This window comes from Stenotrophomonas sp. STK17_22 (assembly GCF_051983905.1).
GTDB lineage: Bacteria > Pseudomonadota > Gammaproteobacteria > Xanthomonadales > Xanthomonadaceae > Stenotrophomonas > Stenotrophomonas maltophilia_A.
The window spans coordinates 3,177,863-3,203,456 of sequence record NZ_CP197010.1 but is presented as its reverse complement, the minus strand read 5'-3'; the positions used below and the strand labels follow the sequence as shown (position 1 = coordinate 3,203,456).

Below are 25,594 nucleotides of genomic sequence, written 5' to 3'. Positions count from 1 at the left end.
AACGTACACCGAGTGTAACATTTGACCCGCCAGAGCGCCGACCCGGCGCTCACAAGGATTCCCCATGCTGTACGACGTCGTCATTGCCGGTGCTGGCCCGGTGGGCCTGTTCCTGTCCTGTGAACTGGCCCTGGCCGGGTGTTCAGTGCTGGTGCTGGAACAGGCCAGGTCCGCCGGTTCGCCGTTGAAGCGCTTGCCATTCGGGCTCCGCGGCTTGAACGCCCCTACGCTGGAGGCATTGGATCGGCGCGGCCTGTTGGACGCGGTCGCCGCGACGCAGGTGCTCAAGCCCGACAAGGGCGCGCCGCCGCCCGGCACCGCCCATTGGCTGGCGCAGCCGCGTGCGCTGGGTGGGCACTTCGCGGGTATTCCATTTGCACTGGACGATGTGGACCAGACGCGCTGGAGCTGGCGCCTGCCGACACCGGTGGGCACCCAGATGGCGGTGGAGCTGCAGGCCCTGGAAGCGGTGTTTGCCGAACGTGCGACTGCGCTGGGCGTGCGCATCGAACGCGGGCGTGCGGTACAGGCGGTGGATGCGCACGAGGCGCAGGTTGCCGTGCACACCGGCTCCGGCAGGGTCCACGGCCGCTGGCTGGTCGGTTGTGATGGGGCCCGCAGCACGGTACGCAAACAATCGGGCTTCCTCTTCGCTGGAACCGGGCCAGAGTTCACCGGTTACACGCTGCTGGTCGAACTGGCAGATGGGTGTGTACTCACACCAGGCCGACAGTTCACCGATCACGGGATGTGCAATTTCAACCCGCCAGGCATGCTGGCGCTGGCCGATTTCGATGGTGGCGCCGGCCATCGCACGCCACTGGACCGGCTCACCGCGCAAGCGTTGCTGCGGCGGGTGTCTGGCCGCGAGGCAACGATCACTGCATTGCACCTGGCCACGACATGGACCGATGCTGCGCGCCAGGCGACGGCCTATCGCAGCGGACGTGTGCTGTTGGCAGGTGATGCCGCGCACATGCATTCGCCGTTGGGCGGCCAGGGACTGAACCTCGGCATCGGCGATGCGATGAACCTCGGTTGGAAGCTGGCCGCCGTGGCGCGGGGCAAGGCCGATGAGGCGCTGCTGGACAGCTATCAGGCGGAGCGCCATCCGGTGGGTGCCAAGGTGCTGGACTGGTCGCGCGCGCAGGTTGCGCTGATGCGACCCGGGCCCGGTTCGCGCGCACTGGCAGCGATCATGGCCGACCTGGCCGGCACCCGCGATGGGGCCACGTATCTGGCCGAGCGGATCTGGGGTGTTTCGCAGCAGCTGGATCTTGACGGAGACCACCCGCTGGTCGGCAGGAGCGCGCCGGATTTCCGGTTGGTCGATGGCCGCCGCCTGGGCGAACTGCTGAGAGCGGGGCAGGGGGCGCTGCTTGTTTTCGACCCGGCGTCTTCGCCGCCGCAGCATGGCCAACGCTGGCAGCCTTCCATCGCCTGCGCCGCAGATACTGGGGATGCGACATCGGGCCTGGGGGCGGTGCTGGTGCGCCCGGATGGCATCGTTGCCTGGGTCTGTGGCACACGGGGGGATATGTCCGGCCTTGATTCAGCGCTTGCTTCCTGGACCGGTCCGACCCGGTGATCTGCCCGCTAATGCGCAGTCACCATCGTCTGCGAGCGACAGCTGGCCTCGGTCATCACCAAGGCCAGCTGCTTCAGTGAGTAGGGCTTGCGCAGCAGCGTGAAACCGTGGCCTGGATCGCGGGCCAGCAGTTCGCTGTAGCCACTGGTGAGGATGATCGGAAGATCGGGCAGGCGGCTGCGGATGGTGCGGGCCAGATCCAGCCCATTGGTCCCGGGCATGACCACGTCGCTGAACACCACGTGGAAACGCGCAGCGTCGCGCTCGAGCTCCGCCAGTGCTTCGTCGGCATTGCGCGCGAGTACGACGTTGTACTCAAGCTCGCGCAGCGCACCGACTGCAAATTCGGCCACATCCACATTGTCTTCCACCACCAGCACGCACAATCCGTGACCATGCAGCAATCCCGGTTGCGCGGTCGGCAGCTCGATGGAGGCGTTTGCCTGCGCCAGCGGCAGATACAGCGTGAAGCGCGTACCGACACCGGCCTGGCTCTGTACGTCCACTTCGCCCTCGGACTGCTTGACGAAGCCGAACACCTGGCTGAGGCCAAGCCCGGTGCCCGCGCCCACTCCCTTGGTGGTGAAGAATGGCTCGAAGATCCGGTCCACCACGGACGGATCGATGCCGGCACCGGTGTCGCTGACGCTGATCGCAGCGAAGTTGCCTTTCATCGGCGCCGCGAACCGTACGGAAGGCACCGATGTCAGCTGTTCCACATCGATCGTCACCTTGCCGTGGCCGTCAATGGCGTCGCGCGCGTTCACCGCGATGTTGATCAGTGCGGTGTCGAGCTGGGTCCGGTCCAGCAGCACCGGCAACGGGGCGTCGGGCAGGTTCACCGACACGGAGATGCGTGCACCCAGCACTGTGGTGATGATGTCCGAAAGCGCGCGTACGCTCTCGCAGAGGTCGAATACCTGCGGCGACAGGCTCTGCCTGCGCGAGAACGCCAGAAGCTGGGCGGTCAGGCGAGTGGCGCGGTCAGCGGCGGTTTCGATCGCCTGTACATAGCGCAGGCGCGTATCTTCGGCCGGCCAGGTATGCAGCAGCATGTCCACGGAACCGGTGATGACCTGCAGCAGATTGTTGAAGTCGTGGGCAACGCCGCCGGTCAGCTGGCCGATGGCCTCCAGCTTCTGCGACTGCCGCAGCTGTTCGCGGGCGCGTACCAGTTCAAGATGGGCCTCGCGTGCCTGCTCGGTGATGGCCGCTACCTGGCGGGTGTGCCGGTCGCGTTCGATCACCCGCTCGGTCTGCTCGCTGACCATGCAGATGATGCCGGCCACGCCTCCGCAACCGGCACGCAGCGGCGAGTAGGAGAACGTCCAGAATGTCTCGCGCAACGTGCCATCACGGTCCATCATCAACGGCATGTTCTTGAAACTGCGGCTCGTGCCGCCAAAGGCGTCGTTGACAGCATCGACGACGTCGGCCCAGACGTCCGCCCAGACGTCTTCCAATCGGCTGCCCATGGCGCCGTGCAGCTTGCCGCCCAGCATCGGCAGGTAGGCATCGTTGAAGAAGAACGCCTTGTTGTCGCTGCCCCATGCGATCCACAGCGGCTCCGGAGAATCCAGGATCATCGCCAGCAGAGCGCGAAGTTCGGGAGGAGCGTTGATCGCGTCGGTGGAACGGGCCCAGTCGCTGTCCTGCAGCAGTCGGTAGGCGAGTTGATCGGGTGCCGAGACAGGAAGGGGGAAGGGATGCATGGCCGTGCGCGAAGAAAGGTGCCGCAGCTTAGCCGAGGTGATGTCATTGCGCCCTGCACAGCTCCTTTGCCCTGGCTGTCATCGGCCCTGCGCGGCGGACGAGGTGGCTCACGGGGCGCCCTCTGACTGCACCATCATCCCTGCGCCAACAGCCTGCGTCGTGGCACCGTCGTATTGCAGCCTCAGACACCAAGAAGCGAATTCACCTGCCAATCGGCAACCCGCGCATGGCTCACCGCCTGATGACTGCCGCATCCGTCGCAGCGGAACAAGGCGCCGCCGGGCAGCTGGACCAGATTGTCTTCGCTGGCCGAGCGGGTTTCAGAGCAATGCCGGCAGATGACAGTGAGCGCCGTAATGCGCTCCACCCCGCCAGACAGGTCGAACACAGCTTCAAAGGCATGGATGACAGGGTGACCAGTGGCCGGCATCGGGAAAGTCGTCGTGATGGGGAGGCCTTATCCTGCCCCCCCGATCGTGACGGGCTGGTCATCCGCATGCATTGGAACGATCAAGATGCCCGGCGGCTCAGAGATCCTTCTTCTTGCCGCTCAGGTCGATCGGCCTGTCACTGCCCTTGCGCTCGCTCGACCACACTTCCATGCTCTTGTTGCAGCGGCTCTCGCGGGCAGCCACTTCGGGCGGCAGGTCCTTCAGATGCGGCGACTCCTGGCAGGCCTGGTGCATGTTGCTGTCGTCATACGTGGCACAGGCGCTGAGCGGGGCCAGGGCAAAGGCGGTGAGGGAGGCGCGAAGCAGGGGCTGCAGGATCATGGGGAGGTCTCGGGTGGTGCCGGGCTGGCCATGGAATTCAAATCCGTGACACCGGGCGCAGACAATCCGACCAATCACACTTGTTATTCTATAACAGATGCGCGATAGTCCGGCGCCTGCTGCTGTCAGGCGACGCAGATCATCAGCATCATGCTCAGCGCCAGCATCAGCACGAATACGCGCCGGCTGAGCGCAAGGCAGGCCAGGCAGGCGGCCAGTGCCCAGGCAGCCAGCAGCGCACAGGCCAGCAGCCACAGCCCGATCACAATCAAGGATCCGGTCGCCAGCGCCGACAACGCGATGGCCTTGTACAGAGCCACGCCCAACACGCTGCCGAGCACTCCCGCCTGCAGGGCAATGGCATCGTGATGTGCGGGGGCAGGCGCGTGAAGCATGGTGGCTGGATGGTTCCAAGCGTGAGCGGCGCGCGTACTGTGCCCGAATGCACATCCACGCCATGTGTACTTCGCCGACGACGTAATCAGTGACGGCGGCGCGACAGCAATAGCCCAATGCCCACCACGGGCACGATTCCAAGCATCGGTGCTTTGTACAACGGCCAGCCCTGCAGTACGCCCGTGATCACCAGTGCCGCCGTCGCTAGCAACAGGACCGCACCCCAAGCGCGTGCGGGCCAGGCACCGAAGAAGTGGCGACGTTGCGGAGCGGCGGCAGCATTGGCGGGCCGCTTCGCGAGAGCCTCTGCCAGCGCGTCCCGGAAGGTTGGGAAATCATGCGTCGATGCCCGTGTGCGCTGGAGCAGCACGCTCGGTCCATCGATCAGGGTCAGATCAACATGATCGTCCAGGTTGTAGGACCGGATCTGCTTGAACGGGAGAGGAGCACGGTGCTGGAATACCAGACGATCATGTTCCAGTGCCACCCGGTCCCGTCGAGGGGGATAGACAGCGAAGGCGAGGATCAACGCCGACAGCGTGAAAACCGCTGCCGCACCCAGTGCGGTGAGAAGTCCAAGTTCGGGTGCGCGGGCGAACAGGAGTATTGCCAGTGGTACGGCCCCGATGGCAAACATGGCGTACTGGTGATAGCGCCTGAAGATGCGCACTTCACTGTCGATCTTCCGGGGCCGGGCGGGGAGGCGGGAGTGGGCGATGGGTAACTTCATGGACTGTGTTCGATCACGGCTTTCCGGCAAGAGAGGGTCGCGTCGCGTTGCAATGAAGTCCATGCAACTATTTCGAATCCACCCGTGCTGGACCTCTGTGTGAGTCCTCGTGCGCCTTCGCCCACGCATCTGCTCAGTCGAACTCACCCTCGGCCGATTCCAGCCGTCGCCGGTAGGCAGCGCGGTGCTGATACAGGCGCTGGCATTCGGCCGACCTGTGGATGCGGCTGCCGGGTTCGTTGGCTACCGAGTCGCACATCCGCGCAATATGATTGTTCTCTGCCAGCTCGGTGACGAAGAACACGGCGGTGATGCCGGTACCGAGCAGCACCACGTAGAGCAGGCGGCTGAGCCAGCGTGACAGCTTGCGCTCGAAGTGCTGCTGGATGGTCAGGTCGAAGCGGATGATGCTGAGCACAATCCAGATGATCGCGACCAGGAAGCAGAGCGTGGGCAACAGGCCGCGCCAGAGCCCGGCCTCGTAGACCGATTCGTTGTAATGGACGGCAGCCCCGGCACCGGCGATGGCGATGGCAAGTGCCCAGTTGCGGCCCAGCGAGAGCAGGTCATCGAGCAGCTTCTCGCGGTTCCTGGTTGATCCTGCTGCCACGTGGGTTCCATCTCCATGCTGCGACCGGCGACGGACTGCCGCCGGCCCTGCAGATGGTGGAGCATCGCTGCGGCGATGAGAAGACCGCGCGGCTCAATGTGCGATGGCGCGGGCGCTGATCCAGCGCCGGTAGCGGCGGGTCCGACACTTTGCGGCCGCCTGTGCCAGCAGCAGTGCCCACGCCGGTGAAACCGTGGGTGCGGTGGGGCGGCGCCGGCTCAACCGGCCCAGCTGATACTTCACTGCCGCCATGTGCGCGCTGGCCGCCAGCGGCTTGCTGCGCCAGTTGATGTTGCGCAGCGTCGGCGCCGGGTCGCGGCCCTGCTGCCAGTGCTGTGGCAGATCCGGCTCGATCGCCAGCGCGGTGGCGATGCCGACCATGGCCACGCCGCTGGCCAGCACCTGTTCTGCCACTTCGCGGCGGCGGATGCCACCGGTGACCATCAACGGCATCGTTGCCACCGTGGCGATCTCGCGTGCGAATTCGAGGAAGTACGCTTCGCGGGCCACGCTGCGATCGTCGCGTGCGGCGCCGGTCATGGCCGGTGCTTCATAGCTGCCGCCGGACAGTTCGACCAGATCCACGCCGAGGGGGGCCAGCATCTCCACCACGGCGCGCGCATCCTCGGGCGAGAAACCGCCGCGCTGGAAATCGGCGGAGTTGAGCTTCACCGCCACCACGAACGTGGGCGCTACCGCCGCGCGTACACCCTGCACGATCTCCAGCAGCAGGCGCGCACGGTTTTCCAGGCTGCCACCCCACTGGTCCTCGCGCCGGTTCGACAACGGCGACAGGAATTGGCTGAGCAGGTAGCCGTGCGCGGCATGGATCTCCACGCCACTGAAACCGGCGCGCTCGGCCAGTTCGGCACTGCGGATGAAGCGCGCGATCACCGAGTCGATGTCGTCCTCGGTCATCGCCTTCGGCGGCGCGAACTGCTTGGACAGCGCGCCCATCTGCAATGCAACGGCCGACGGCGCGAGCGCGGGTTGACCGAGTGCGGCCGGCATCTGCCGCCCCGGGTGATTGATCTGCATCCACATCTGCGCACCCCGCGAGCGGGCAGTGTCCGCCCAGGCAGTGAAGCGGTCGAGGTGGCGGTCATCCTCCAGTACCACGCCGCCGGGCCCAGTCATGGCGCGCCCATCGACCATCACGTTGCCGGTGATGATCAGTCCGGCGCCGCCGTCGGCCCAGCGCTGGTACAACTGCAGCAGCGCTTCGGAGGGAGCGTGGTCGGCGTCGGCCATGTTTTCCTCCATCGCCGCCTTGGCGATGCGGTTGCGGATGACGGCACCGGAGGGTAGTGCCAGGGGCGAGAACAGCGACATCGGACAGCTCCAGGACAGGGGAATGGGGCTACGCTAACCTTCAAGTTTGATTGAAGGTCAACAGGCTTCCATGTCGAGGATTCAGGCAGATGAAGATCGGTGAGCTGGCCCGCCGCACGGGCCTGGCAGCGTCGCGCATCCGCTTCTACGAAGAGGCCGGGTTGTTGGTGGTCCAGCGCCAGGCCAACGGCTACCGCGATTATCCGGAGCAGGCGGTGCTGCTGCTGGAACTGATCACCGGTGCGCAGCGCGCCGGTTTCAGCCTGGAAGAAATCCGCGCGCTGTTGCCGCCGGACATGGGCCAATGGCAGCACGAGGCACTGATCACGATGCTGCAGCAGAAGGTGGCCGACATCGAAGCGCTGCAGTTGCGGCTGGCAGAGAGCCGTGTGCACCTGCTGGCCCTGATCGAAGATATCCAGGCGCGGCCGGAGGGCATCGATTGCGCGGCCAATTCCCGGCGGGTGCTGGACCGCGTGAAGCGCGGTGAGCTGGCGCGGCCGACGCTGGCGGCCGGCGACGTGGCGATGCTGCGACCGGATCGCCGCCGCCGCATGGGCAACGGCTGACGACCCGGCGCGGTGTTCAGTGGCTGTCTGTGACGGTGATCTTGCGCTTCTTGTCCACCATCACCGCCACGCACCACAGCAGCAGGCCGCCGATCGCGGTGGCTGCACCGACGTAGCCAGTGCTGGCCGGGCTGAAGCCGGCGCTGATCGCCATGCCACCCAGCCACGGGCCGAGCGCATTGGCGGTATTGAAGGCGGCATGATTGGAGGCGGCAGCCAGGGTCTGCGCTTCGCCGGCCACGTCCATCAGGCGCGTCTGCAGCACCGCAGCCAGCGCACCCATGGTGCCGACGGTGATGATCATCGGGCCGATGGTCCACACCGATTGCGCGGCCAGCGGATACAGCAGCAGCATCACGATCGACCACAGCAGCACCACCGCGGCGGCCTTGAAGTGGAACTTGTCCACCAGCCAGCCACCGGCGATGTTGCCGATGATCGCGCCGATGCCGAACACGCCCACGGCCAGTGGCATCCACGATTCGGCCACGCCGGTGACCTGCACCAGCGTCGGCGCGAGGTAAGTGAACACGCAGAACATGCCGGCGAAACCGACCGCGCCGATCGCCAGCGCCAGCCACACCTGGGGGGTGTTGAAGGCACGCAGTTCGCGCATCGGCGAGGTGCGCACCTCGTCCGGGTCCGGCAGCAGGAAGCGCGCGATCATCGCCACGGTGGCGATGGCCAGCACGCTGACCAGGGCAAAGGCGGTGCGCCAGCTCAGCTGCTGGCCCAGCCAGGTGGTCAGCGGATTGCCGACCAGGATCGCGATCGACAGGCCCAGCAGTACGCGCGACATCGCCTGGCCGCGCTGGCCGGCCGGACTGATTGCGGCGGCCACCAGCATCGCCACGCCGAAGTAGGCGCCATGCGGCAGGCCGGCAACGAAACGTGCGATCAGCATCGTGCCGTAGTTCGGTGCCAGTGCGCTGGCTAGGTTGCCGACAGCATAGAAGCCCATCAGTGCCAGCAGCAGCTTGCGGCGCGGGAAGCTGGCGCCGACGAAGGCGAGGATCGGCGCACCGACGACCACGCCGATGGCATAGGCGCTGATCAGGTGGCCGACCTGGGTTTCGGAGATCGACAGGCCACGGCTGATCTCCAGCATCAGGCCCATGCTGGCGAATTCACTGGTGCCGATGGCGAAGCCGCCCAGTGACAGGGCAAGGATGATCAGGGTGCGCTGACGGGGCGTCAGCCGCGCAGCCAGGGAAGAGTTGGGGCTCATGCGGGGGCGCGATGGGGGCGGGGAGCCGTGCATTGTACTGCTGCACCGCAACAGCAGCAGCCATGCTGGCGGTAAAACAGCGTTCGATCCGTGCCCAGCGGCCGGGCTCAGTCACCGGGCGGGTCGGCAGGCACGCCTTGGCAGCGCGGCAGCGGTCCACAGGTATCGATGAAGCGCTGCAGTATGCCTTCGGCGCTTTCCCCATAGGGCGGCGTCCAGTCCGGCGTCCCCGTGTCCATCCAGGTGTCGTAGGCCTCCAGTTCCATCTGCGCCTCCAGCTCCAGCAGGACAATGCGGCGGACGCGGGCCAGGCTGTGCAGCACCTTCTGGTCGTGCATGAACAGCAGAAGCGCAGCGGCCTGTTCAGTTTCCTCGCGGAAGCCGGCGTTGATGCGATCCAAGCCGCACACCACTGCGTCCAGTTGCTCACCGGCGTGCATCAGCGCTGCCAGGCGCTGGCGTGGTGCCGGCTCTTCGCGCTCGCTGGACGGGCTGTAGCGGGGCGGTTGCAGTGGTGTGCGGCGTGCGCCCAGGGCCGACAGTGCGTGCCGGTACTTGCCGCGCAGGCGTTCGGCGGTGGCGCTGTCCAGTGCGGCCAGCCGTTGCTCATCGGCATTGTCGGCAATGTCGGCCAGCTTCACTTTCAGCGCCAGCGGGTTGCCCGCGATGCCTGCGTAGTACAGGTCCGTATCGGCGCTGCGGTTGCGGCTCAGCAGGTGCACGGCGTGCTGTATGTGCGCGGGAAAGTCCTGCACCTGCGCGGCAGAGCCAGGGCAGTCCTCCACCACATCATGCAGCCAGGCCACCACTTCGGCATCGTCGTCCCCGCTGACCCGTGCCGCCACGCGGCCGACATGGCCGATGTAAGGCTGGCCGGCCTTGTCGAACTGCCCGGCGTGGGCCTGGGTGGCCAACGTGCGGGCGCGAGCAATCCATTCCATGACAATCTCCGGGGCGCAGGCGTGTATTGTCGGTGCTGACACCTGCGCGTTGCCACCCCACTGGGCGCGGCGAACGGGGCCGTCGCAGGAACGACATGTGAACGCCGTCGCGGAGTGAAGCCATGCAGGAATACACCCATCAACTTGAACTACGTGGGCGCTACCGATTGGTAGCGGTGACCCACGCGCCGGTGTACGCTGCCGGCGATGTGATCGGGCATGCGGTCATCGCCGATGACGGGGAACGCCTGTCCGATCTGATGTCGCTGGCCGAAGCGCGGCAGTACCTGGAAGGGTTGCTGCGGGAAGAGGGCATCGAGCCCGGGCTGGAGAACGAAAACCACCTGCGGAAGAAGGCGTCGCGCTGGCGCCGCCGCTAGGCCGTCGCGCCCTTGTGCGCATCATGGAGGATCCGGGTGTTGCCCAGTAAGAAGTATCTGCTCATCGCCATCATCACGCTGGCGACCCTGCTGCTTGGTCTCGTGTTTTCCGGTTACCTGACCCTGTTGTTGCTGGGGTTGGACACCAAGCTGTTCACCTGGAACACGTACTACCAGTATTACCACGCCATTGGCCAGCCGCAGGTCGCGCCGTTCGTGGGCAAGATCAAGTGGGCCGGCTATCTCGGTTTTGGCCTGCCGCTGCTGGTGCTGCTGGTGACCGGCCTGGTGCTGCTTCTGAAAAAGGACAAGCGCTCGCTGCACGGTGACGCACGCTTTGCCACCAGCGCCGACCTGTCCAAGCACGGCATGTTCAAGAAGACCGGCCAGAGCATCGTGGTTGGCAGCCATGGCGGCAAGCTGGTGCGGCTGGACGGCCAGCAGTTCGTGATCCTGGCCGCGCCGACCCGCTCGGGCAAGGGCGTGGGCGTCGTCATCCCGAACCTGCTGGAGTACGGCGAATCGCTGGTGGTGCTGGACATCAAGCAGGAGAACTTCGACCTGACCAGTGGCTGGCGTGCCAGTCAAGGGCAGGAGATCTACCTGTTCAATCCTTTCGCCGAAGATCGGCGCACGCACCGCTGGAACCCGCTCAGCTATGTTTCCGATGACCCGGCGTTCCGTGTCTCGGACCTGATGAGCATCGCCGCGATGTTGTATCCGGACGGGGCCGAGGACCAGAAATTCTGGGTCAGCCAGGCGCGCAACGCGTTCATGGCCTTCACCCTGTATCTGTTCGAAAACTGGGACGACGAGCGCAGCAGCGGTTTCCCGGGCGGCTCGGGCACGCCTACGCTGGGCGCTGTCTACCGGTTGTCGTCGGGGGACGGCACCGATCTGAAGAAGTACCTCAAGGCATTGTCGGAGCGGTCGTTCCTCAGCGCCAACGCGCGTTCGGCGTTCGCCAACATGCTGTCCCAGGCCGACGAGACCTTCGCTTCGATCCTGGGCACCTTCAAGGAGCCGCTCAATCCCTGGATCAACCCAGTACTGGACAAGGCCACCAGCAGCAACGACTTCCTGCTGACCGATGTCCGCAAGAAGAAGATGACCATCTACATCGGCATCCAGCCCAACAAGCTGGCCGAGAGCCGATTGATCATCAACCTGTTCTTCAGCCAGCTGATCAACCTCAACACCAAGGAACTGCCCAAGTCCAACCCGGACCTGAAGTACCAGTGCCTGCTGTTGATGGACGAATTCACCTCGATCGGCAAGGTCGAGATCATCGCCTCGGCGGTGTCCTACATGGCCGGTTACAACATCCGCCTGCTGCCGATCATCCAGAGCATGTCCCAGCTTGATGCCACCTACGGCCGGGAAGTGTCACGCACGATCATCACCAACCACGCACTGCAGATCCTGTACGCGCCGCGCGAGCAGCAGGACGCCAACGACTACTCGGACATGCTGGGCTACACCACCGTCCGCAAGAAGAACGTCACCCATGCCCGTGAGAAGACCCACAACTTCACCGAAGAGCGGCGTGCACTGATGCTGCCGCAGGAGCTGAAGGCGATGGGGCCGGACAAGGAAGTATTCCTCTACGAGGGCATACCGCATCCGGTGAAGTGCGACAAGATCCGCTATTACAAGGATCGCTATTTCACATCGCGGCTGCTGCCGAAGGTCGACGTTCCGATGCTTAACGTCTAATTCACGTCGCTAAATTTGTGACGTAGATTCATATTCACCGACGTGAAATCGTGAGCTGAGTCAAAAATTCGGCATCTGTTCATAGATTTTCAGACTTGTCTGACATGGAATTGACGCGTGGTTGTGTAACTCTGTGTGCGTCATCCAGAAGTGTGTGCTGGATGCCAAAAGTTGTAACGCAGGGTGGCCAGGAGTTTGTGCCATGGAAACAAGGATGGTTTCGACGTTGGTGAGGGTGTGCGGGTGTGTCGTCGGCAACGTCTGGCGGCCCCGCGACCTGGTTGGCAGCTTTCGGGCTGCAGGGGAGCCGGGGCAGGTGTGCTGCATGCCAGCGCGTCTCCCCGATTCCGGCGTGCGCCATGCAGCGCCGGACGGCCAGGGAACCAACGCTCGGGACTGCTTTTTCGTACGTCAAAGTGAAGCCCGTATGAATCAGGCGTTTATCGCGAAAATCTCCATCGCCGCAGTCGCGGCGCTGATGGTGGCAGGGTGTGCCACCAAGTCCGCCCCCGATTTCGGTGGGCGCTGGAAGCCGGTCAACCGCTTTGCCGTGGCGACGACCGAGATCCCGCTGTATTCCAGCTACGTCTACCAGGCCTCGCCGATGGATGGCACGCTCAAAGCCATGCTCGAGCGCTGGGCCAAGGATTCCGGACGAACACTGGACTACCGCCTCAGCTCGGACTTCACGCTGTATGGCGCGGTCTCGAAGATCGACACCACCAATGCGCAGCAGGCCGTGATCGATCTGACTTCGGCGTATTCGGCGCAAGGCATCTCCGTCTCCATTGTTGGCAACCAGATCGTTGTGCAGAGCGCTGGCTCGACGCCCACCGCGTCGGCGCAGAGCGCTGATTCCAACAGCGGCACCTGAGTCCACCTCGAAACCATCGAACGTGCCGCTCCCCGCGCCTGTCGCAGGGGCTCCATGCCCATTGATGTTTCAGCAGTACGGAAGAATCCATGTTCCGCAAGAAGGATCCCGGCAACAGTCCCAAGGTCGAGCAGTCGGTCGCCAAGGCGGTCAGCTACGAGATCACCGTGGCCGACATGGCGCGTCGCAGCGAGCGCCGTGCCTGGTGGGTCGCCACGGGCTCGTTGCTGATGTCGCTCGCACTGGCGGGCGGCTACTACTACATGCTGCCGCTGAAGGAGAAGGTGCCGTTCCTGGTGATGGCCGATGCGTACACGGGTACCGCGACGGTCGCACGCCTGAGTGGCACGTTCCAGGGCGAGACGATTACCAGCAACGAAGCGATCAATCGCAGCAATGTGGCCCAGTACGTACTGGCGCGCGAGTCGTACGACTCGGCGGTGATGGGCCTGCGCGATTGGGAACTGGTGTTCGTGATGTCCACCGATCCGGTGGCGCAGTCCATGCGCGTGCGCTATGCCGGCAACAACCCGCAGAACCCGTTTGTGATGTATGGCCGCGAGCGTGCCATCCGGGTCAAGATCCTCAGCATCACGCCGCTGGGCGCCGAAGCGAACGGCAGCTTCCGCGGCGCTTCGGTGCGCATCCAGCGCAGCCTGCTGGACAAGCGCACTGGCGTTGCCACCTACCTGGACAACCAGCTGGTGACGATGCGCTTCGGCTACAACCAGAACCTGGCGCTGTCCGAGCAGGATCGCATCCTCAATCCGCTGGCCTTCCAGGTCACCGAGTATCGCGTCGACAACGACTATTCCCGTGGCGTCCCGGTGCCGGATGACGGCGCCATGCAGGCGCAGGCGCAGCAGGCTGCACAGGCCGCGCAGCAGGCCCAGGGTGTCTACGATCCCAACAACCCGGCCGCGGCCACGATGATCGATCCGGCCACCGGCCAGCCGGTCGCCGTCCCGGCCAATGGCCCGACGCCGGGCCAGCCGATGCCGGGTCAGCCCGTACAGGGGCAGCCCATGCCGGGTCAGCCGGTGCAGGGGCAAGCAATGCCGGGGCAGGCCATGCCCGGACAGCCGGCCATGAGGCCGGCGCAGAACAATTCCACCGGAACTGCTGATGGAGCAAGCAACCGATGAGTAGTCGAAATATCAGGGGAAGCGCACTGGCGCTGCTGTCGATGTTGTCGCTGTTGTTTTCAGCAGCGGCGATGGCGCAGGCGGTGGACCATTACGAGTACGAGAAGGACCGCATCTATCCGGTTCGCACCGGCCTGGGCCTGACCACCCAGATCGAGTTGAGCCCGAACGAGAAGATCCTCGACTACAGCACCGGCTTCAGCAGCGGCTGGGAACTGACCCGTCGCGAGAACGTGTTCTATCTCAAGCCGAAGAACGTCGACGTCGACACCAACATGATGGTGCGCACCGAGACCCATTCCTACATCTTCGAGCTGAAGGTGGTGGCCACTGACTGGCGCCAGCTGGAACAGGCCCGTCGTGCTGGCGTGCAGTACAAGATCGCCTTCACCTACCCGAACGACACCGTGTTCGGCGTCGCCCAGGAAGCGGTCGAAGAAGAGGCCAAGCCATTGTTGAGCTCTGAACTGGCCAAGGACCGCCAGTACAACTTCAACTACTCCTATTCGACCAGCAAGGCGAAGAAGATGGGATGGCTGATCCCGGTCAACGCCTATGACGATGGTCGTTTCACCTACCTGAAACTGCCGAATTCGCCGGAGTACAAGACCGGCATCTTCCCGGCGGTTTTCGGTCGCGAAACGGAATACGGTGAAGACTTCGTGGTCAACACCACGGTTGAAGGCAATACGCTGATCGTGCACGGGACGCACCCGTACCTGGTCATCCGCCACGGCGACTTCGTCGTCGGCCTGCGAAGGAACGTGAAGAAATGAGCCAGCAGAACACTCCCGGAAACGACCCGAACAACGGACGCGACGAGAGCCAGAGCCCGTACGGTGCACAGGCTGCTCCGGAGGCGCAGACGAATCCGTACTTCGGCACGACCCAGGCTGAGCCTGCACCGGATCTGGACGCGGCCGCGCCGCAGCTGCGCTCGGCTGAAGAGCAGCGATTGAACCGCAAGGCGCTGCTGTTCCTGGGCGGTATCGTGGTGCTGCTTGTTGCCATGGGCTTCCTGCTGTTCCGCAAGGGCCAAGACAAGGACGATGCGCCGAAGGTGCCGGATGTTGCGCGCGCGAGCACGCCAACACTGCCGGATGCTGTCCAGACCGATCCGGGTCCGGCGCAGGCAATGCAGCCCGTTGATCCGATTCCGATGTTGCCGCCGCCCCCATTGGGGCCGAGTCGCCCTGAGCCGCCAGTGACGTTGGAAGATCGCTCCGCGGGCCCTCGTGGTCCGACGCTTGCCGAACGTCGGATGGGTGCCAGTGCCGACGGTTTCGTTGGCAATGGCAGTTCACAGGATGAGGAGCGCTCGCAGCAGGCGGGCATGGACGAATACACGCGGGCAATGCTGCAGCAGATGAACGGGCAGCAGAATGCAGCGCCAGCGCGCGTGCGTCGTGGCCCCGACGTGGATGACGTGTCCAATGCCAGCTACATCCGCAGCCCCGATGCGCTGCTGGTGCGAGGAACCTATCTGCGCTGTGTACTGGAAACCCGCATCATCACTGATATCGCGGGCTACACCTCGTGCCTGGTGACAGAGCCGGTGTACTCGATCAACGGCCGCAATCTGCTGCTGCCGAAGGGCTCCAAGATCTATGGCGCCTATGGCGGTGGTCCTACCGGCAAGCGGGTGGAAGTGATCTGGGACCGCATCACCACGCCGAACGGTATTGACGTGGCCATGTCCAGCCCGGGCGTGGATCAGCTGGGTGGCGCCGGTCATCCGGGCCAGTACAGCGCGCACTGGGGTAGTCGTATCGCCTCGGCGCTGATGATCAGCTTGCTGGCTGATGCGTTCAAGTATGCCGCCGCCGAACATGGCCCGGAGACCACCACGGTGGCCAACAACGGCATGACCATCCAGTCGCCCTATGAGAGCGCCACCGCGCGCACCATGGAACGCCTGGCCAACGAGTCGCTCAGCCAACGTCGCCCGCCGACCGTGACCATCAACCAAGGCACCATCGTGAATGTGTACGTCGCCAAGGACGTCGACTTCACGAGCGTGCTGCATCCTCGCCGGTAACCCAACGAACGATCATGGACGCTGAAGTGTCACCCCTTGCCCTCGTCTCCAGCGATTTCCTGCGCTATCAGTACGAAGTGCTGGGCATCGCCGAGTACATGACTTCCCCGGAAGTGACGGAAATCTGCATCAACCGTCCCGGTGAGCTGTACCTGGAAACCCGGGCGGGGTGGCAGCGGGTGGATGTGCCGAGCCTGACCTTCGAGCGGGCCCGGCAGTTCTGCACGGCGGTGGTGAACGAGAGCAACACCGGCCAGCGCATCACCGATGCCGATCCGGTGGTCTCGCTCACGTTTCCCACCGGCCAGCGTGCCCAGTTCGTGATTCCGCCGGCGTGCGATGCAGGCAAGGTGTCGATCACCATCCGTCTGCCGTCCAAGCACACCAAGTCGCTCAGCCAGTATCACGAAGATGGGTTCTTCAACCAGATCCTGGAAAGCGATGGCAGCATCAGCGAGCAGGATCGCGAGCTGCTGGAGCTGCGTCAGCAGCGCGAGTACGCAGAGTTCTTCCGGCGTGCGGTGATGTACCGCAAGAACATCGTGGTATCCGGTGCGACCGGTAGCGGCAAGACCACCTTCATGAAAGCGCTGGTCAATCATATTCCGGACAACGAACGCCTGGTCACGATCGAGGACGCGCGCGAGCTGTTTCTGACCCAACCCAATGTGGTGCACCTGCTGTACTCCAAGGGTGGGCAGAGCACCAGCAATGTCAGTGCCAAGAGCTGCATGGAAGCCTGCCTGCGCATGAAGCCCGAGCGCATCATCCTGGCCGAGCTGCGCGGTGACGAGGCGTTCTACTTCATCCGCAACTGCGCATCGGGCCACCCGGGTTCGATCACCAGCTGCCATGCAGGCAGTCCGGAACAGACCTGGGACCAGTTGGCCCTCATGGTGAAGGCCTCCACCGAAGGTTCGGGCCTGGAGTTCAACGTGATCAAGCGACTGTTGATGATGACCATCGACATCGTCGTGCATATCAAGGCGCACGCCGGTTCGCGCTACATCACCGGTATCGATTTCAATCCTGGGCGTGCCCAGGGGCAGGAGGGCTGAAGGATGCTGCCAGGACTGGAGATGATGGCGTGCCCGGAGATGGCGGTGTCGATGGACGTGATGCAGCACGTCATCAACGTTGAATCGTCACGCAACCCTTATGCCATCGGCGTAGTCGGTGGCGCTCTGGTGCGCCAGCCCAAGGCGCTGGACGAGGCACTGGCGACGGTTCGGATGCTGGAAGAGAAAGGCTACAACTTCTCCATCGGGCTGGCCCAGGTCAACCGCTATAACCTGGGCAAGTACGGTCTGGATTCCTACGAGAAGGCTTTCCAGCAATGCCCGAACCTGCAAGCGGGTTCTCGGATCCTCGCCGAGTGCTACAAGCGCTCCGGTGGTGACTGGGGCAAGTCATTCAGTTGCTACTACTCGGGCAATTTCGAGACTGGCTTCCGCCATGGCTATGTGCAGAAGGTCTATGACTCGATGCGCCGTGGGCAGCAGCTTGCCAGCAATGGTGTTGCACCGATCGACGTGGTGAGTCGCGGCGAACGCCGCAGCGTGAAGGTCGAGCATCACCCGCAGCTCGCTTCCCCGGCGCAGGCGCGCATCGTTGCGCAGGCGAGTGGCCCGGTGTACGTGCCGTCGGAAGACCCGGCACGTGCGTATGTCGTGTATCCGTCCACCGGTGCAATGGCGCGGGGCAGCCTGCTGAACATCGCCGACCAGGCGCTTTCCAAAGTGGTACTGGGCTCGGTGGATCGGATGATGCAGCCGCAGGCGCAGCCCACCCAAGGGGCCGCCTATCCGCAGCAACAGGCCGGTGGCATGCCGCAGCAGCTGCCTCAGCAGGGTCCGGCGCAGGCGATGGCCATGCCGCAGCAGTTGCCAGGTGCTGCAGGTGGCAGCAACGAGGGCCCTGTGATGTTGCGGCCCTGGAATGAGCGCAATCAGCCAGTGGCCGGCAATGGCAGTTCATATAACGCACCGGCACAGTCCGCACCGGTGCAGCAGATTCCCGCAGGGGATGCGGCCTTCGTGTTCTGACGAAGTCGTGGTACGGCCAGTCCCCCGGCTGGTCGATTCAGTTGTGTTAGTCCATCAACAAGGAAATCAATCCATGAAGCGATCCAATCTCGACCTCGTCCAGGCCCAGCGCACGCTGAAGACCCTGCTGATGGCCACTCTGTTCGTCGGCGCACTGTTTGCCCCGCAAGTCTTCGCCAACGGCGCCACCGACTTTGGCGGCACCGACAAGAAGGTCTGCAGCTTCTTCAACAACATCAACGGCCTGCTGAACATCGCCTCGATCGCCGTGGTCACCATCGCGGTGATCTTCGCTGGTTACCAGATCGCCTTCGCGCACAAGCGCATCGCTGACGTCGCCCCGATCCTGATCGGTGGCGTGCTGATCGGCGCCGCAGGCCAGATCGCGCGCATGCTGCTGGGTGATGGCAGCGACGGCAAGTGCGGTGGTGGCACCAGCACCTCCTACCTGATCAACCACGTGATCCAGTACTACAGTGCATAAGAACGTCGTGTTCCGCGGCTGCACGCGTCCAGCGATGTTCCTGGGCGTTCCCTACCTGCCATTCTTCATGGTGGCAGGCGGGCTGTTGCTGCTCAGCATGTACACGAACTTCTGGTTCCTGCTCACCATTCCGGTGGCGGTCTTCATCATGCGGCACATGGCCAAGCGTGACGAGATGATCTTCCGTCTGCTGGGCCTGCGCCTGATGTTCAAGCTGAAGGTGCGCAACGTGCAGGAGCACGATGGCATGTGGGTGCTCAACCCCAACCATTACCGCGACAAGCCGGCCCGAATGGATTGAGGTCCGGATCCGGCCTGGCGGGCGCCCGCGCCCGCCGGGTCTCTTGAAATTCCTTGGCAGTACCTCTTTGGAAGCAGTCGTATGTTCAGTCCTGACACCTCCATCAGTGAGTTCATTCCGTTGTCGTCGCATGTTGCCCCGAACGTGGTCAAGACCACGGGCGGCGACTACCTGCTGACCTGGCATCTGGAAGGGCTGCCGTTCGTCGGCCGCGAGGAGTGGGAGCTGGAGCATCGCCACAACACGTTCAACCGCCTGCTGCAGACTTTGCGCGCGCCTGACTTTGTCAACGTAGCCTTCTGGGTGCACGACATCCGTCGCCGTCGCACGTTGAAGGGCAAGAGCAACTACAGGCAGCGCTTCAACCAGGACGTTTCCGACCAGTACATGGGCATGCTGTCCTCGCAGCGCATCATGCAGAACGAGCTGTACCTGACCATGATCTATCGCCCGGTGGTGGCGGGCAAACGCTTCGTCGAAAAGTCGGCGAACGTGGAGAAGCTGCGCGCCGAGCAGGAGCAGGCGGTCGAGAAGTTGATGGAACTGGCCGGCAACGTCGAGGCCGTGATCCGCGACTACGCGCCGTATCGCCTGGGTATGTACGAAGCCAAGAATGGCGTGGTGTTCTCGGAAACGCTGGAGCTGTTCGGTTACCTGATCAATCGCATCGACGAGCCGGTGCCGGTGCTGTCGGCACCGATCAAGGATTACCTGCCGGTCAGTCGCCACATGTTCTCGGCCAAGACCGGCGATTTTGCGATCAATACTCCCAACGGTGCCAATCACTACGGCGCCATTCTGAACATCAAGGAGTATGCCGAGGGGACTTACCCGGGCATCCTCAACGGCCTGAAGTACCTCGACTACGAATACGTCATCACCCATTCGTTCAGCCCGATGGGGCGCCAGGATGCGCTGAAGGTGCTCGACCGCACCAAGGGCATGATGATCTCCTCCGGCGACAAGGCGGTCAGCCAGATCGTCGAGCTGGACCAGGCCATGGATCAGCTGTCGTCGGGCAACTTCGTGCTGGGTGAATACCACTTCATCATGGCGGTCTACGGCGACACGCAGGCCAAGCTTTCGCAGAACGTCGCCTCGACCCGCGCCGAGCTGTCCAACGCCGGGTTCGTATCGACCAAGGAAGACCTGGCGGTTACCTCGTCGTTCTATTCGCAGCTGCCGGGCAACTGGCGCTATCGCACACGCCTGGCCAATGTCAGCTCGCTGAACTTCCTGGGCCTGTCGCCGCTGCACAACTTCGCCACCGGCAAGCAGCACAACAACCCGTGGGGCGACTGCGTCACCACGCTGCAGACCACCAATGGCCAGCCGTACTACTTCAATTTCCATGCGACCCATCCCTCGGAGAATTCGCTGGGTGAGAAGGCGATCGCCAATACCATGGTGATCGGCAAGTCCGGTACCGGTAAAACCGCGCTGATCAACTTCCTGCTCAGCCAGGTGCAGAAGTACGAGCCGTCGCCGACCATCTTCTTCTTCGACAAGGATCGCGGCGCGGAGATCTTCGTGCGCGCCTGCGGTGGCAACTATCTGGCCCTGGAGAACGGCGCACCGACCGGCTTCAACCCGTTCCAGTGCGAGAACAACGAAGCCAACCTGCAGTTCCTGGCTGACCTGATCAAGGTGCTGGCCGGCAAGCGCGAGTACAGCGCCCGTGAGGAAGAGGATATCTACCGCGCGGTGGAGAGCATGCTCGATACGCCGATGCACCTGCGCAGCATGACCAACTTCCAGAAGAGCCTGCCCAATATGGGCGACGATGGCCTCTACGCGCGCATGCGCCGCTGGACCTCGGGCAACTCGCTGGGCTGGGTGTTCGATAATCCGATCGATACCGTTGACCTGAGCAAGGCCAACATCATCGGCTTCGACTACACCGACATCATCGACAATCCTGAAGTGCGCGTGCCGGTGATCAATTACCTGCTGCACCGCTTGGAGTCGCTGATCGACGGTCGTCCGCTGATCTATGTAATGGACGAATTCTGGAAGATCCTGGACGGCGAAGGTGGCCTGAAGGAGTTCGCGAAGAACAAGCAGAAGACCATCCGTAAGCAGAACGGTCTCGGCATCTTCGCTACGCAGAGCCCGGAAGATGCGCTGAAGAGCGATATCTCCGCCGCCCTGATCGAGCAGACCGCTACCCTGATCCTGCTGCCGAACCCGAATGCCAGCAAGAGCGACTACATGGACGGCCTGAAGCTGACCGAGGCCGAGTTCAGGGTGGTGACTGCACTGGACGAGCGCTCGCGCTGCTTCCTGGTCAAGCAGGGCCATGCCTCCAGCGTGTGCCAGCTCAACCTGCGCGGCATGGACGACATCCTGTCGGTGATCTCGGCTTCGACCGACAACATCGATGTCATGCATCGGGTCCTGCAGACGGCCGCGGTCCGCAATCGCGTCACTGTAGACGAGCTCAGCCCGGAGCAGTGGCTGGAAGATTTCTACAAGAACCGGAAGGGGTCGGGAAAGGAACCCCGGTCCGACGCGGCCTGATGGCCGTGCGAGCAGGAGACAGGCAAGTGGACGTCAATCAGAACAACAGGAGTTTTCCCATGAACAACGTCAAGCGTCGGGCCAGCGCCCGCAAGGTACTCAAGCCGATGGCCAAGGTGCTCGGCGTTGCCTTGGCCCTCTCAGCGACCAATGCGGGCGCCATCGGCCCGGTGCAGGAAACGGGTCCTGCGCTGTGGCAGCACATCCTCAATCAGATCAATACGTACCAGGCCCGTTTCCAGGAGAAGTACCAGTTCGTCAAGGAGAACACCCAGTGGGCACGGGACTGGGCGCAGACGATCAAGGAGTACCAGGAGACGATGGTCCAGATCCAGGGCATCGTGAATTCCTTCGGGTTGCCGGATTCCGCCCCGCTGACGCCGGTGCCACCCAATTATCTGGTTGCCGAGACCTGCGGAATCGGCACCGACCTGAAGACTCTCGCGACCCGGGTCGTTTTCAATTTCAAGGGCGATTGGAAAGATCAGCAGCAACAGATCTGCGTGAACATCCGGATGATGCAGAACCGCAAGTACAACGATGCGGTGGACTTCATGCTCAAGACGATGCCGTCGTTCTTCGATAGCCTCGATGCAATCGAGAAGCAGCGAAATGTCAGCAATCTGCTCGGCAACGTCAACGCAACGCAGAACGACACGTTGCGCACCGCGAACGACATGGCAGCCAAGGCAAAGTCCTTCGAGGCACAGCAGAAGGCCTACGATGCCTACATCGAGGTGATGGAAGCCAATCAGAAGGTCGTTGCACAGGCAGCGCTGAAGGGCGACCCGATGAAGACCATTGCCAGTGATCTGGTCAAGACGGCGGCGCTGAAGGCAGCGCTGTCCATCGACTGATGCATGGAATGGAGCACCAAGGGTGCGCGCGTCTGCGTCGCCCCTCATGTGATTGCAGTATTACCAAGGGAATGTGGGTATGACGATCAGGTCGATTGCCAACTTTGATTTTTCGGGCGGATTCCAGGATCTGATGGGGCACGTCGCGCGTGTCCAGTCGATTGGCGATTTCGTGTTCTTCAAGCTGATCCTCGACTACCTGCGGGACAGGATCGGCAAGTTCGGCTTCGACCTGATGGACAACATGATGGCGTGGGTGGGCGGCATCGCGCTGACCCTCATGACCTTGTGGGTGCTGATCCAGGGCTATCGAATCGTTACAGGCCGCAGCCGCGACTCGATGATGGTCCTGGTAACCAACATGGCGCGGGCAGCGTTGATTGTGGCCGTTGCCACCAGCATGGGCATGTTCGGGCGCGATCTTCATGAGTTCCTGACCGAGGACGTGAAGGGGCTGATCACCCATGTTGTCACTGGCAAGGATCAGAAGCCGGAAGAGCAGATCGACAAGAGTCTGGCTTGGATGCAGGTGGCGCTGTCCAGCATTGATGGCATCAAGATTCTGAATGACCCTGGATTGCAGGAAGACAAGACCCGGGCCATGTGGTTCATCGGCCTCGGCACCGGCGGTCCAGCGGTGACTGCGGGTTCAATGCTTCTGCTCTACGAAGTAGCAATGGCGTTGTTCATCGGATTCGGGCCGTTGTTCATTCTTTGCCTTCTGTTCGACCAGACCAAGCAGTTGTTCCAGCGATGGTTGTTCTATGGCATCGGAACCATGTTCTCGATGGCGGTGCTGGCGGCAATGGTGTCGATCGCACTGGACATGGTAATTCGCGTGTCCGCCTCGTTCTGGGTGACAGCGCTGGTGAACAAGTTCCCGCTGATGGGAGCGTCCAGCGACGGCATGACCAGTCAGGCGATGCAGCAGGGCGGCATGGGATTGATCCTGACGACCCTGATTCTGACTGCACCCCCAATGGCGGCCATGTTCTTCCAGGGTACCTTGGGTAGCTTCATGGCATATTCGCAGATAGGTGGCAGCGCGGCTTCAACTCCAAGTTCGGACGGTCGCCCGCCAGGCACTTACACGCCTCCTTCGCCATCCAAGGGCGAAGGACATTCGAGTCATCAGGATGCTGGCGTCACTGTAAGGAACTCTGCTCCAAGTACTTATACGCCCTCTACCCAGAGGCAGGGACAATATGGCTTGGCGGACTAACGGTTCTGACTTAGGTTAAAGGGTATGTGTCATATGAGTACTGACTGGTCAACTCAAATTCTTCGGTTTGCGCTCGCATTGACCCTGTTCTTTTTTGGGGTGGGTCTAGCCTTCGCAGAAGGGAGGTGTCCTCCGGGCCAGTATCCGATTGGAGGGCAAGGGGTCGGCGGATGTGCGCCTATTCCTGCCGGTGGATCCGGGTCTGAAAGCCCGCGTCCAACTGGTCGATGGATTAAGACTTGGGGAGCCTTTGCCTCCTCGCCGTCCGGTATCGCCGGTGCGGCAAGTGGGTGGAGGAAGAAGGGCGACGCGTCAAACGCGGCAGTGAGATCCTGCTCTGATTCGGGCGGGAGGGATTGCAGGGTGAAGTTTACATATAAGAATCAGTGTGGGACGGCGGCTGTCTCGAAAACGGGCATCGGCGGGACGTTCTATTCTGCGGCTGCCACAAAGGAAGAGGCGTCAAGTCTGTCTCTGGCGCAATGTGGTGCTGCGTCCAAGGAGAGGTGTGAGGTTGTCATGTCCAATTGCACCGAGCCGGAGTTTGAGAAGTTTTGAATCACTGCCCGCATTTTCAGATGATGCGGCAGTAGAATTGCCCGCCATTGAGCGGGTCATTTCTTTTCTGCGCCGATCGAATCGCAAGTCCTAATCACGTGATCGGATCTCCGTACGGGTGTCAGCCTGAGCCTCATCTTTCTCACTATGGAGCTGCGTTGACACATTCGACGTCCAACGCCTGTCGCACTTTGGTAGATGGATCTGAGTGCCTTGGGGTCATCACGAGGTGAACTCTCGAAGCTGAACTCGGGAGTTCGGTCCCGCGCTCGAAGTGCAATCGTGGTAGAACGAGCCGACAGCCAGATCGCCAGTGCGTCAGGGGTGTCTGTCTCCAGGTGAGACTACTGATTGGCGATTGAGCCAAGTAGGCAGCGACTCACCGTTATCGCTTTCTTTTTTTAGTCAAAAGCGCTTCTCAATCAGAGTCCAGTTCAACGAGCAACCTCTCCTCGAAGTAGGCTGCGTGTGCGTCAAAAATGCTGACGCATCTGGGCCTCAAACGCAGGAGCATTTTCGTCGATGAGGACTCTGGCGACGAGCATTGCGGGTGACGCTGCGCGGCGCAGAAGGGCGGCATGGGCTTGATCCTGATGGACACTATTCTGACTATCCCCAATGGCGGCCCTGTTCTTCCAGGGCACCTTGGGTAGCTTCATGGCATATTCGCAGATGGGTGGCAGCCCGGTGGCACAGGCGCCGGGACTGAGTGGGCAGCCGCCGGGTAGCTACTATTCGTCGGCCCAGACAAAGGATCATTCCAGTGCTTCATCGGTCAGTTCCGGCCACGGCGCGACTTCTGGTTACGGTATTGGGCGATCAGGTGAGATCAAGCAAGATACTGGAAAGTATGGGCAGGCTGGTGCCTAGCGTGAAATGACAGTGTCGATTGATAGAGGTGTAAGTATGAAGTGCATTGTCGTGCTTTTGCTGCTCGTTATTTCTAATGTGGCGTTGGCAGAAGGGCGGTGCCCCCCAGGTAAGTACCCGGTGGGAGGGCAGGGCGTAGGAGGTTGTGCGCCAATTCCGGGCGGTCAAACTGGTGGTGAGAGCAATGGCCCCACGCCAACTGGCAAGTGGGAAACCCGGTGGGGTGCTTTGGCGCAAGATGCAGACCATCAAGTAGGCCAGAATTTGGCGATTGGTGTGGCAGAGGTCAAAAAATCAAAGAGAGAAGCCAGGTCTCTCGCGCTCTCTGAATGTCAGCGCATGGGGGGGCAGAAGTGTAAAGTTATTCTTGAGTACCACAATCAATGCGCCGCGCTAGCCGGCCCGGTGATTGGCTCAGTACCCCTGGCCGACGTGACAACCGTGGCGTATCGATCACCTAATGAAGAGGATGCGAAGGCGGAATCAGTGCGCCGTTGTGAATCCGAGGGTAAGGGGCGCAGTTGTACCGTTATCTACTCTGCGTGCAGCATGTCTGAGTTTAAGCCTTTCCGCTGATGGAATCCTCGCGTTGGGTGAGCTTTGTTGCACGCCGAGGTTCTGCTTATTTGTTTTAGATGTGGCCTGCTGAGAAGCGGGCTATTTCTATTTCTCACTTCCGCCTAAGACATCGACTTTGCCTTTGG

26 protein-coding genes are annotated in these 25,594 nt (G+C 62.6%); 17 read left to right on the top strand and 9 right to left on the bottom strand.

All coding sequences use genetic code 11. The features are described from left to right. Positions 1–64: 64 nt before the first annotated feature. Positions 65–1,588 carry an FAD-dependent monooxygenase gene (locus ACSYS9_RS14950; protein WP_071227587.1) on the top strand — a complete coding sequence of 508 codons (1,524 nt, stop codon included), beginning with the start codon at positions 65–67 and terminating at the stop codon, positions 1,586–1,588. An 8-nt stretch (positions 1,589–1,596) separates the two neighbouring features. Here ACSYS9_RS14950 and ACSYS9_RS14945 read toward each other — a convergent pair whose 3' ends face one another. From ACSYS9_RS14945 to ACSYS9_RS14915, 7 genes are all read right to left on the bottom strand, one after another. Next, positions 1,597–3,300 (bottom strand): hybrid sensor histidine kinase/response regulator, encoded by a 1,704-nt coding sequence (locus tag ACSYS9_RS14945; RefSeq protein ID WP_071227588.1) that lies wholly within the window; start codon positions 3,298–3,300, stop codon positions 1,597–1,599. Between the two features lie 182 nt (positions 3,301–3,482). Continuing rightward, a complete protein-coding gene (locus ACSYS9_RS14940; RefSeq protein ID WP_005410137.1) occupies positions 3,483–3,731 on the bottom strand; it encodes a hypothetical protein in 249 nt (82 codons plus the stop codon). Positions 3,732–3,828: 97 nt separating this feature from the next. After that, complete coding sequence (locus ACSYS9_RS14935) at positions 3,829–4,074, bottom strand: hypothetical protein (RefSeq protein ID WP_071227589.1); 246 nt, start codon at positions 4,072–4,074, stop codon at positions 3,829–3,831. A 125-nt stretch (positions 4,075–4,199) separates the two neighbouring features. Next, entirely contained in the window at positions 4,200–4,469 is a 270-nt protein-coding gene (locus ACSYS9_RS14930) for a hypothetical protein (protein ID WP_049422469.1), read from the bottom strand. Positions 4,470–4,555: 86 nt separating this feature from the next. Next, entirely contained in the window at positions 4,556–5,200 is a 645-nt protein-coding gene (locus ACSYS9_RS14925; RefSeq protein ID WP_071227590.1) for a hypothetical protein, read from the bottom strand. 133 nt (positions 5,201–5,333) lie between these two features. Next, positions 5,334–5,810, bottom strand: a complete 477-nt coding sequence (locus tag ACSYS9_RS14920; protein ID WP_071227591.1) for a hypothetical protein — start codon at positions 5,808–5,810, stop codon at positions 5,334–5,336. Between the two features lie 93 nt (positions 5,811–5,903). Beyond that, positions 5,904–7,142, bottom strand: coding sequence for an NADH:flavin oxidoreductase/NADH oxidase family protein (locus ACSYS9_RS14915; protein ID WP_071227592.1), 1,239 nt, complete (start codon positions 7,140–7,142; stop codon positions 5,904–5,906). An 89-nt stretch (positions 7,143–7,231) separates the two neighbouring features. Here ACSYS9_RS14915 and ACSYS9_RS14910 point away from each other — a divergent pair, with 89 nt between their 5' ends. Beyond that, on the top strand, positions 7,232–7,711 hold the full coding sequence (locus ACSYS9_RS14910; protein ID WP_071227593.1) for a MerR family transcriptional regulator: 480 nt from the start codon (positions 7,232–7,234) through the stop codon (positions 7,709–7,711). Positions 7,712–7,727: 16 nt separating this feature from the next. Here the strand turns inward: ACSYS9_RS14910 and ACSYS9_RS14905 are convergent, their stop codons facing one another. Both ACSYS9_RS14905 and ACSYS9_RS14900 read right to left on the bottom strand, forming a co-directional pair. Further along, complete coding sequence (locus tag ACSYS9_RS14905) at positions 7,728–8,939, bottom strand: MFS transporter (RefSeq protein ID WP_071227594.1); 1,212 nt, start codon at positions 8,937–8,939, stop codon at positions 7,728–7,730. Positions 8,940–9,046: 107 nt separating this feature from the next. Further along, positions 9,047–9,880, bottom strand: coding sequence for an HD domain-containing protein (locus tag ACSYS9_RS14900; protein ID WP_071227595.1), 834 nt, complete (start codon positions 9,878–9,880; stop codon positions 9,047–9,049). 122 nt (positions 9,881–10,002) lie between these two features. On the opposite strand from ACSYS9_RS14900, the gene ACSYS9_RS14895 reads away from it, so the two are divergent. The 15 genes from ACSYS9_RS14895 to ACSYS9_RS14825 all read left to right on the top strand — a co-directional run bounded on the left by ACSYS9_RS14895 (position 10,003) and on the right by ACSYS9_RS14825 (position 25,466). Beyond that, positions 10,003–10,260: a hypothetical protein gene (locus tag ACSYS9_RS14895; protein WP_071227596.1), complete on the top strand. Its 258-nt coding sequence runs from the start codon at positions 10,003–10,005 to the stop codon at positions 10,258–10,260. Between the two features lie 36 nt (positions 10,261–10,296). Further along, on the top strand, positions 10,297–11,976 hold the full coding sequence (locus tag ACSYS9_RS14890; RefSeq protein WP_071227597.1) for a type IV secretory system conjugative DNA transfer family protein: 1,680 nt from the start codon (positions 10,297–10,299) through the stop codon (positions 11,974–11,976). A 427-nt stretch (positions 11,977–12,403) separates the two neighbouring features. Beyond that, positions 12,404–12,850, top strand: coding sequence for a hypothetical protein (locus tag ACSYS9_RS14885; RefSeq protein WP_049422460.1), 447 nt, complete (start codon positions 12,404–12,406; stop codon positions 12,848–12,850). Between the two features lie 89 nt (positions 12,851–12,939). Beyond that, a complete protein-coding gene (locus tag ACSYS9_RS14880) occupies positions 12,940–13,995 on the top strand; it encodes a virB8 family protein (protein ID WP_032129528.1) in 1,056 nt (351 codons plus the stop codon). Then, positions 13,992–14,771 carry a TrbG/VirB9 family P-type conjugative transfer protein gene (locus ACSYS9_RS14875; protein ID WP_071227598.1) on the top strand — a complete coding sequence of 260 codons (780 nt, stop codon included), beginning with the start codon at positions 13,992–13,994 and terminating at the stop codon, positions 14,769–14,771. The genes ACSYS9_RS14880 and ACSYS9_RS14875 overlap by 4 nt, the downstream gene beginning before the upstream one ends. Further along, the gene (locus ACSYS9_RS14870) at positions 14,768–16,033 is read left to right on the top strand and encodes a TrbI/VirB10 family protein (protein WP_032129527.1); all 1,266 of its coding nucleotides are present in this window, start codon (positions 14,768–14,770) and stop codon (positions 16,031–16,033) included. The genes ACSYS9_RS14875 and ACSYS9_RS14870 overlap by 4 nt, the downstream gene beginning before the upstream one ends. Positions 16,034–16,047: 14 nt before the next feature. Next, complete coding sequence (virB11, locus tag ACSYS9_RS14865) at positions 16,048–17,091, top strand: P-type DNA transfer ATPase VirB11 (RefSeq protein WP_032129526.1); 1,044 nt, start codon at positions 16,048–16,050, stop codon at positions 17,089–17,091. A 3-nt stretch (positions 17,092–17,094) separates the two neighbouring features. Continuing rightward, the gene (locus ACSYS9_RS14860) at positions 17,095–18,078 is read left to right on the top strand and encodes a lytic transglycosylase domain-containing protein (RefSeq protein WP_071227599.1); all 984 of its coding nucleotides are present in this window, start codon (positions 17,095–17,097) and stop codon (positions 18,076–18,078) included. A gap of 73 nt (positions 18,079–18,151) precedes the next feature. Continuing rightward, the gene (locus ACSYS9_RS14855; protein ID WP_006374697.1) at positions 18,152–18,562 is read left to right on the top strand and encodes a TrbC/VirB2 family protein; all 411 of its coding nucleotides are present in this window, start codon (positions 18,152–18,154) and stop codon (positions 18,560–18,562) included. Beyond that, positions 18,555–18,863, top strand: coding sequence for a type IV secretion system protein VirB3 (locus ACSYS9_RS14850; protein WP_081352243.1), 309 nt, complete (start codon positions 18,555–18,557; stop codon positions 18,861–18,863). Before ACSYS9_RS14855 ends, ACSYS9_RS14850 begins: the two co-directional genes overlap by 8 nt. 81 nt (positions 18,864–18,944) lie before the next feature. Next, positions 18,945–21,383 (top strand): VirB4 family type IV secretion/conjugal transfer ATPase, encoded by a 2,439-nt coding sequence (locus ACSYS9_RS14845; RefSeq protein ID WP_032129524.1) that lies wholly within the window; start codon positions 18,945–18,947, stop codon positions 21,381–21,383. Positions 21,384–21,442: 59 nt separating this feature from the next. Continuing rightward, positions 21,443–22,240 (top strand): hypothetical protein, encoded by a 798-nt coding sequence (locus ACSYS9_RS14840; protein ID WP_049398226.1) that lies wholly within the window; start codon positions 21,443–21,445, stop codon positions 22,238–22,240. A gap of 79 nt (positions 22,241–22,319) precedes the next feature. Beyond that, the gene (locus ACSYS9_RS14835; RefSeq protein ID WP_065724509.1) at positions 22,320–23,462 is read left to right on the top strand and encodes a type IV secretion system protein; all 1,143 of its coding nucleotides are present in this window, start codon (positions 22,320–22,322) and stop codon (positions 23,460–23,462) included. Between the two features lie 24 nt (positions 23,463–23,486). Next, positions 23,487–24,020 (top strand): DUF4189 domain-containing protein, encoded by a 534-nt coding sequence (locus tag ACSYS9_RS14830; protein WP_440568101.1) that lies wholly within the window; start codon positions 23,487–23,489, stop codon positions 24,018–24,020. Between the two features lie 876 nt (positions 24,021–24,896). After that, positions 24,897–25,466: a DUF4189 domain-containing protein gene (locus ACSYS9_RS14825; protein WP_081352245.1), complete on the top strand. Its 570-nt coding sequence runs from the start codon at positions 24,897–24,899 to the stop codon at positions 25,464–25,466. The last annotated feature ends 128 nt before the right edge of the window (positions 25,467–25,594 follow it).

What these genes read in the sequence shown, in the direction of transcription:
- ACSYS9_RS14840 (WP_049398226.1), top strand. Translation starts at nt 21,443, where the DNA reads ATGAACAACGTCAAGCGTCGGGCCAGCGCCCGCAAGGTACTCAAGCCG.
- ACSYS9_RS14830 (WP_440568101.1), top strand. Translation starts at nt 23,487, where the DNA reads ATGTGTCATATGAGTACTGACTGGTCAACTCAAATTCTTCGGTTTGCG.
- ACSYS9_RS14930 (WP_049422469.1), bottom strand. Translation starts at nt 4,469, where the DNA reads ATGCTTCACGCGCCTGCCCCCGCACATCACGATGCCATTGCCCTGCAG.
- ACSYS9_RS14855 (WP_006374697.1), top strand. Translation starts at nt 18,152, where the DNA reads ATGAAGCGATCCAATCTCGACCTCGTCCAGGCCCAGCGCACGCTGAAG.
- ACSYS9_RS14950 (WP_071227587.1), top strand. Translation starts at nt 65, where the DNA reads ATGCTGTACGACGTCGTCATTGCCGGTGCTGGCCCGGTGGGCCTGTTC.
- ACSYS9_RS14825 (WP_081352245.1), top strand. Translation starts at nt 24,897, where the DNA reads ATGACAGTGTCGATTGATAGAGGTGTAAGTATGAAGTGCATTGTCGTG.
- virB11 (WP_032129526.1), top strand. Translation starts at nt 16,048, where the DNA reads ATGGACGCTGAAGTGTCACCCCTTGCCCTCGTCTCCAGCGATTTCCTG.
- ACSYS9_RS14910 (WP_071227593.1), top strand. Translation starts at nt 7,232, where the DNA reads ATGAAGATCGGTGAGCTGGCCCGCCGCACGGGCCTGGCAGCGTCGCGC.
- ACSYS9_RS14880 (WP_032129528.1), top strand. Translation starts at nt 12,940, where the DNA reads ATGTTCCGCAAGAAGGATCCCGGCAACAGTCCCAAGGTCGAGCAGTCG.
- ACSYS9_RS14900 (WP_071227595.1), bottom strand. Translation starts at nt 9,880, where the DNA reads ATGGAATGGATTGCTCGCGCCCGCACGTTGGCCACCCAGGCCCACGCC.
- ACSYS9_RS14935 (WP_071227589.1), bottom strand. Translation starts at nt 4,074, where the DNA reads ATGATCCTGCAGCCCCTGCTTCGCGCCTCCCTCACCGCCTTTGCCCTG.
- ACSYS9_RS14875 (WP_071227598.1), top strand. Translation starts at nt 13,992, where the DNA reads ATGAGTAGTCGAAATATCAGGGGAAGCGCACTGGCGCTGCTGTCGATG.
- ACSYS9_RS14945 (WP_071227588.1), bottom strand. Translation starts at nt 3,300, where the DNA reads ATGCATCCCTTCCCCCTTCCTGTCTCGGCACCCGATCAACTCGCCTAC.
- ACSYS9_RS14860 (WP_071227599.1), top strand. Translation starts at nt 17,095, where the DNA reads ATGCTGCCAGGACTGGAGATGATGGCGTGCCCGGAGATGGCGGTGTCG.
- ACSYS9_RS14845 (WP_032129524.1), top strand. Translation starts at nt 18,945, where the DNA reads ATGTTCAGTCCTGACACCTCCATCAGTGAGTTCATTCCGTTGTCGTCG.
- ACSYS9_RS14870 (WP_032129527.1), top strand. Translation starts at nt 14,768, where the DNA reads ATGAGCCAGCAGAACACTCCCGGAAACGACCCGAACAACGGACGCGAC.
- ACSYS9_RS14915 (WP_071227592.1), bottom strand. Translation starts at nt 7,142, where the DNA reads ATGTCGCTGTTCTCGCCCCTGGCACTACCCTCCGGTGCCGTCATCCGC.
- ACSYS9_RS14905 (WP_071227594.1), bottom strand. Translation starts at nt 8,939, where the DNA reads ATGAGCCCCAACTCTTCCCTGGCTGCGCGGCTGACGCCCCGTCAGCGC.
- ACSYS9_RS14885 (WP_049422460.1), top strand. Translation starts at nt 12,404, where the DNA reads ATGAATCAGGCGTTTATCGCGAAAATCTCCATCGCCGCAGTCGCGGCG.
- ACSYS9_RS14895 (WP_071227596.1), top strand. Translation starts at nt 10,003, where the DNA reads ATGCAGGAATACACCCATCAACTTGAACTACGTGGGCGCTACCGATTG.
- ACSYS9_RS14835 (WP_065724509.1), top strand. Translation starts at nt 22,320, where the DNA reads ATGACGATCAGGTCGATTGCCAACTTTGATTTTTCGGGCGGATTCCAG.
- ACSYS9_RS14925 (WP_071227590.1), bottom strand. Translation starts at nt 5,200, where the DNA reads ATGAAGTTACCCATCGCCCACTCCCGCCTCCCCGCCCGGCCCCGGAAG.
- ACSYS9_RS14940 (WP_005410137.1), bottom strand. Translation starts at nt 3,731, where the DNA reads ATGCCGGCCACTGGTCACCCTGTCATCCATGCCTTTGAAGCTGTGTTC.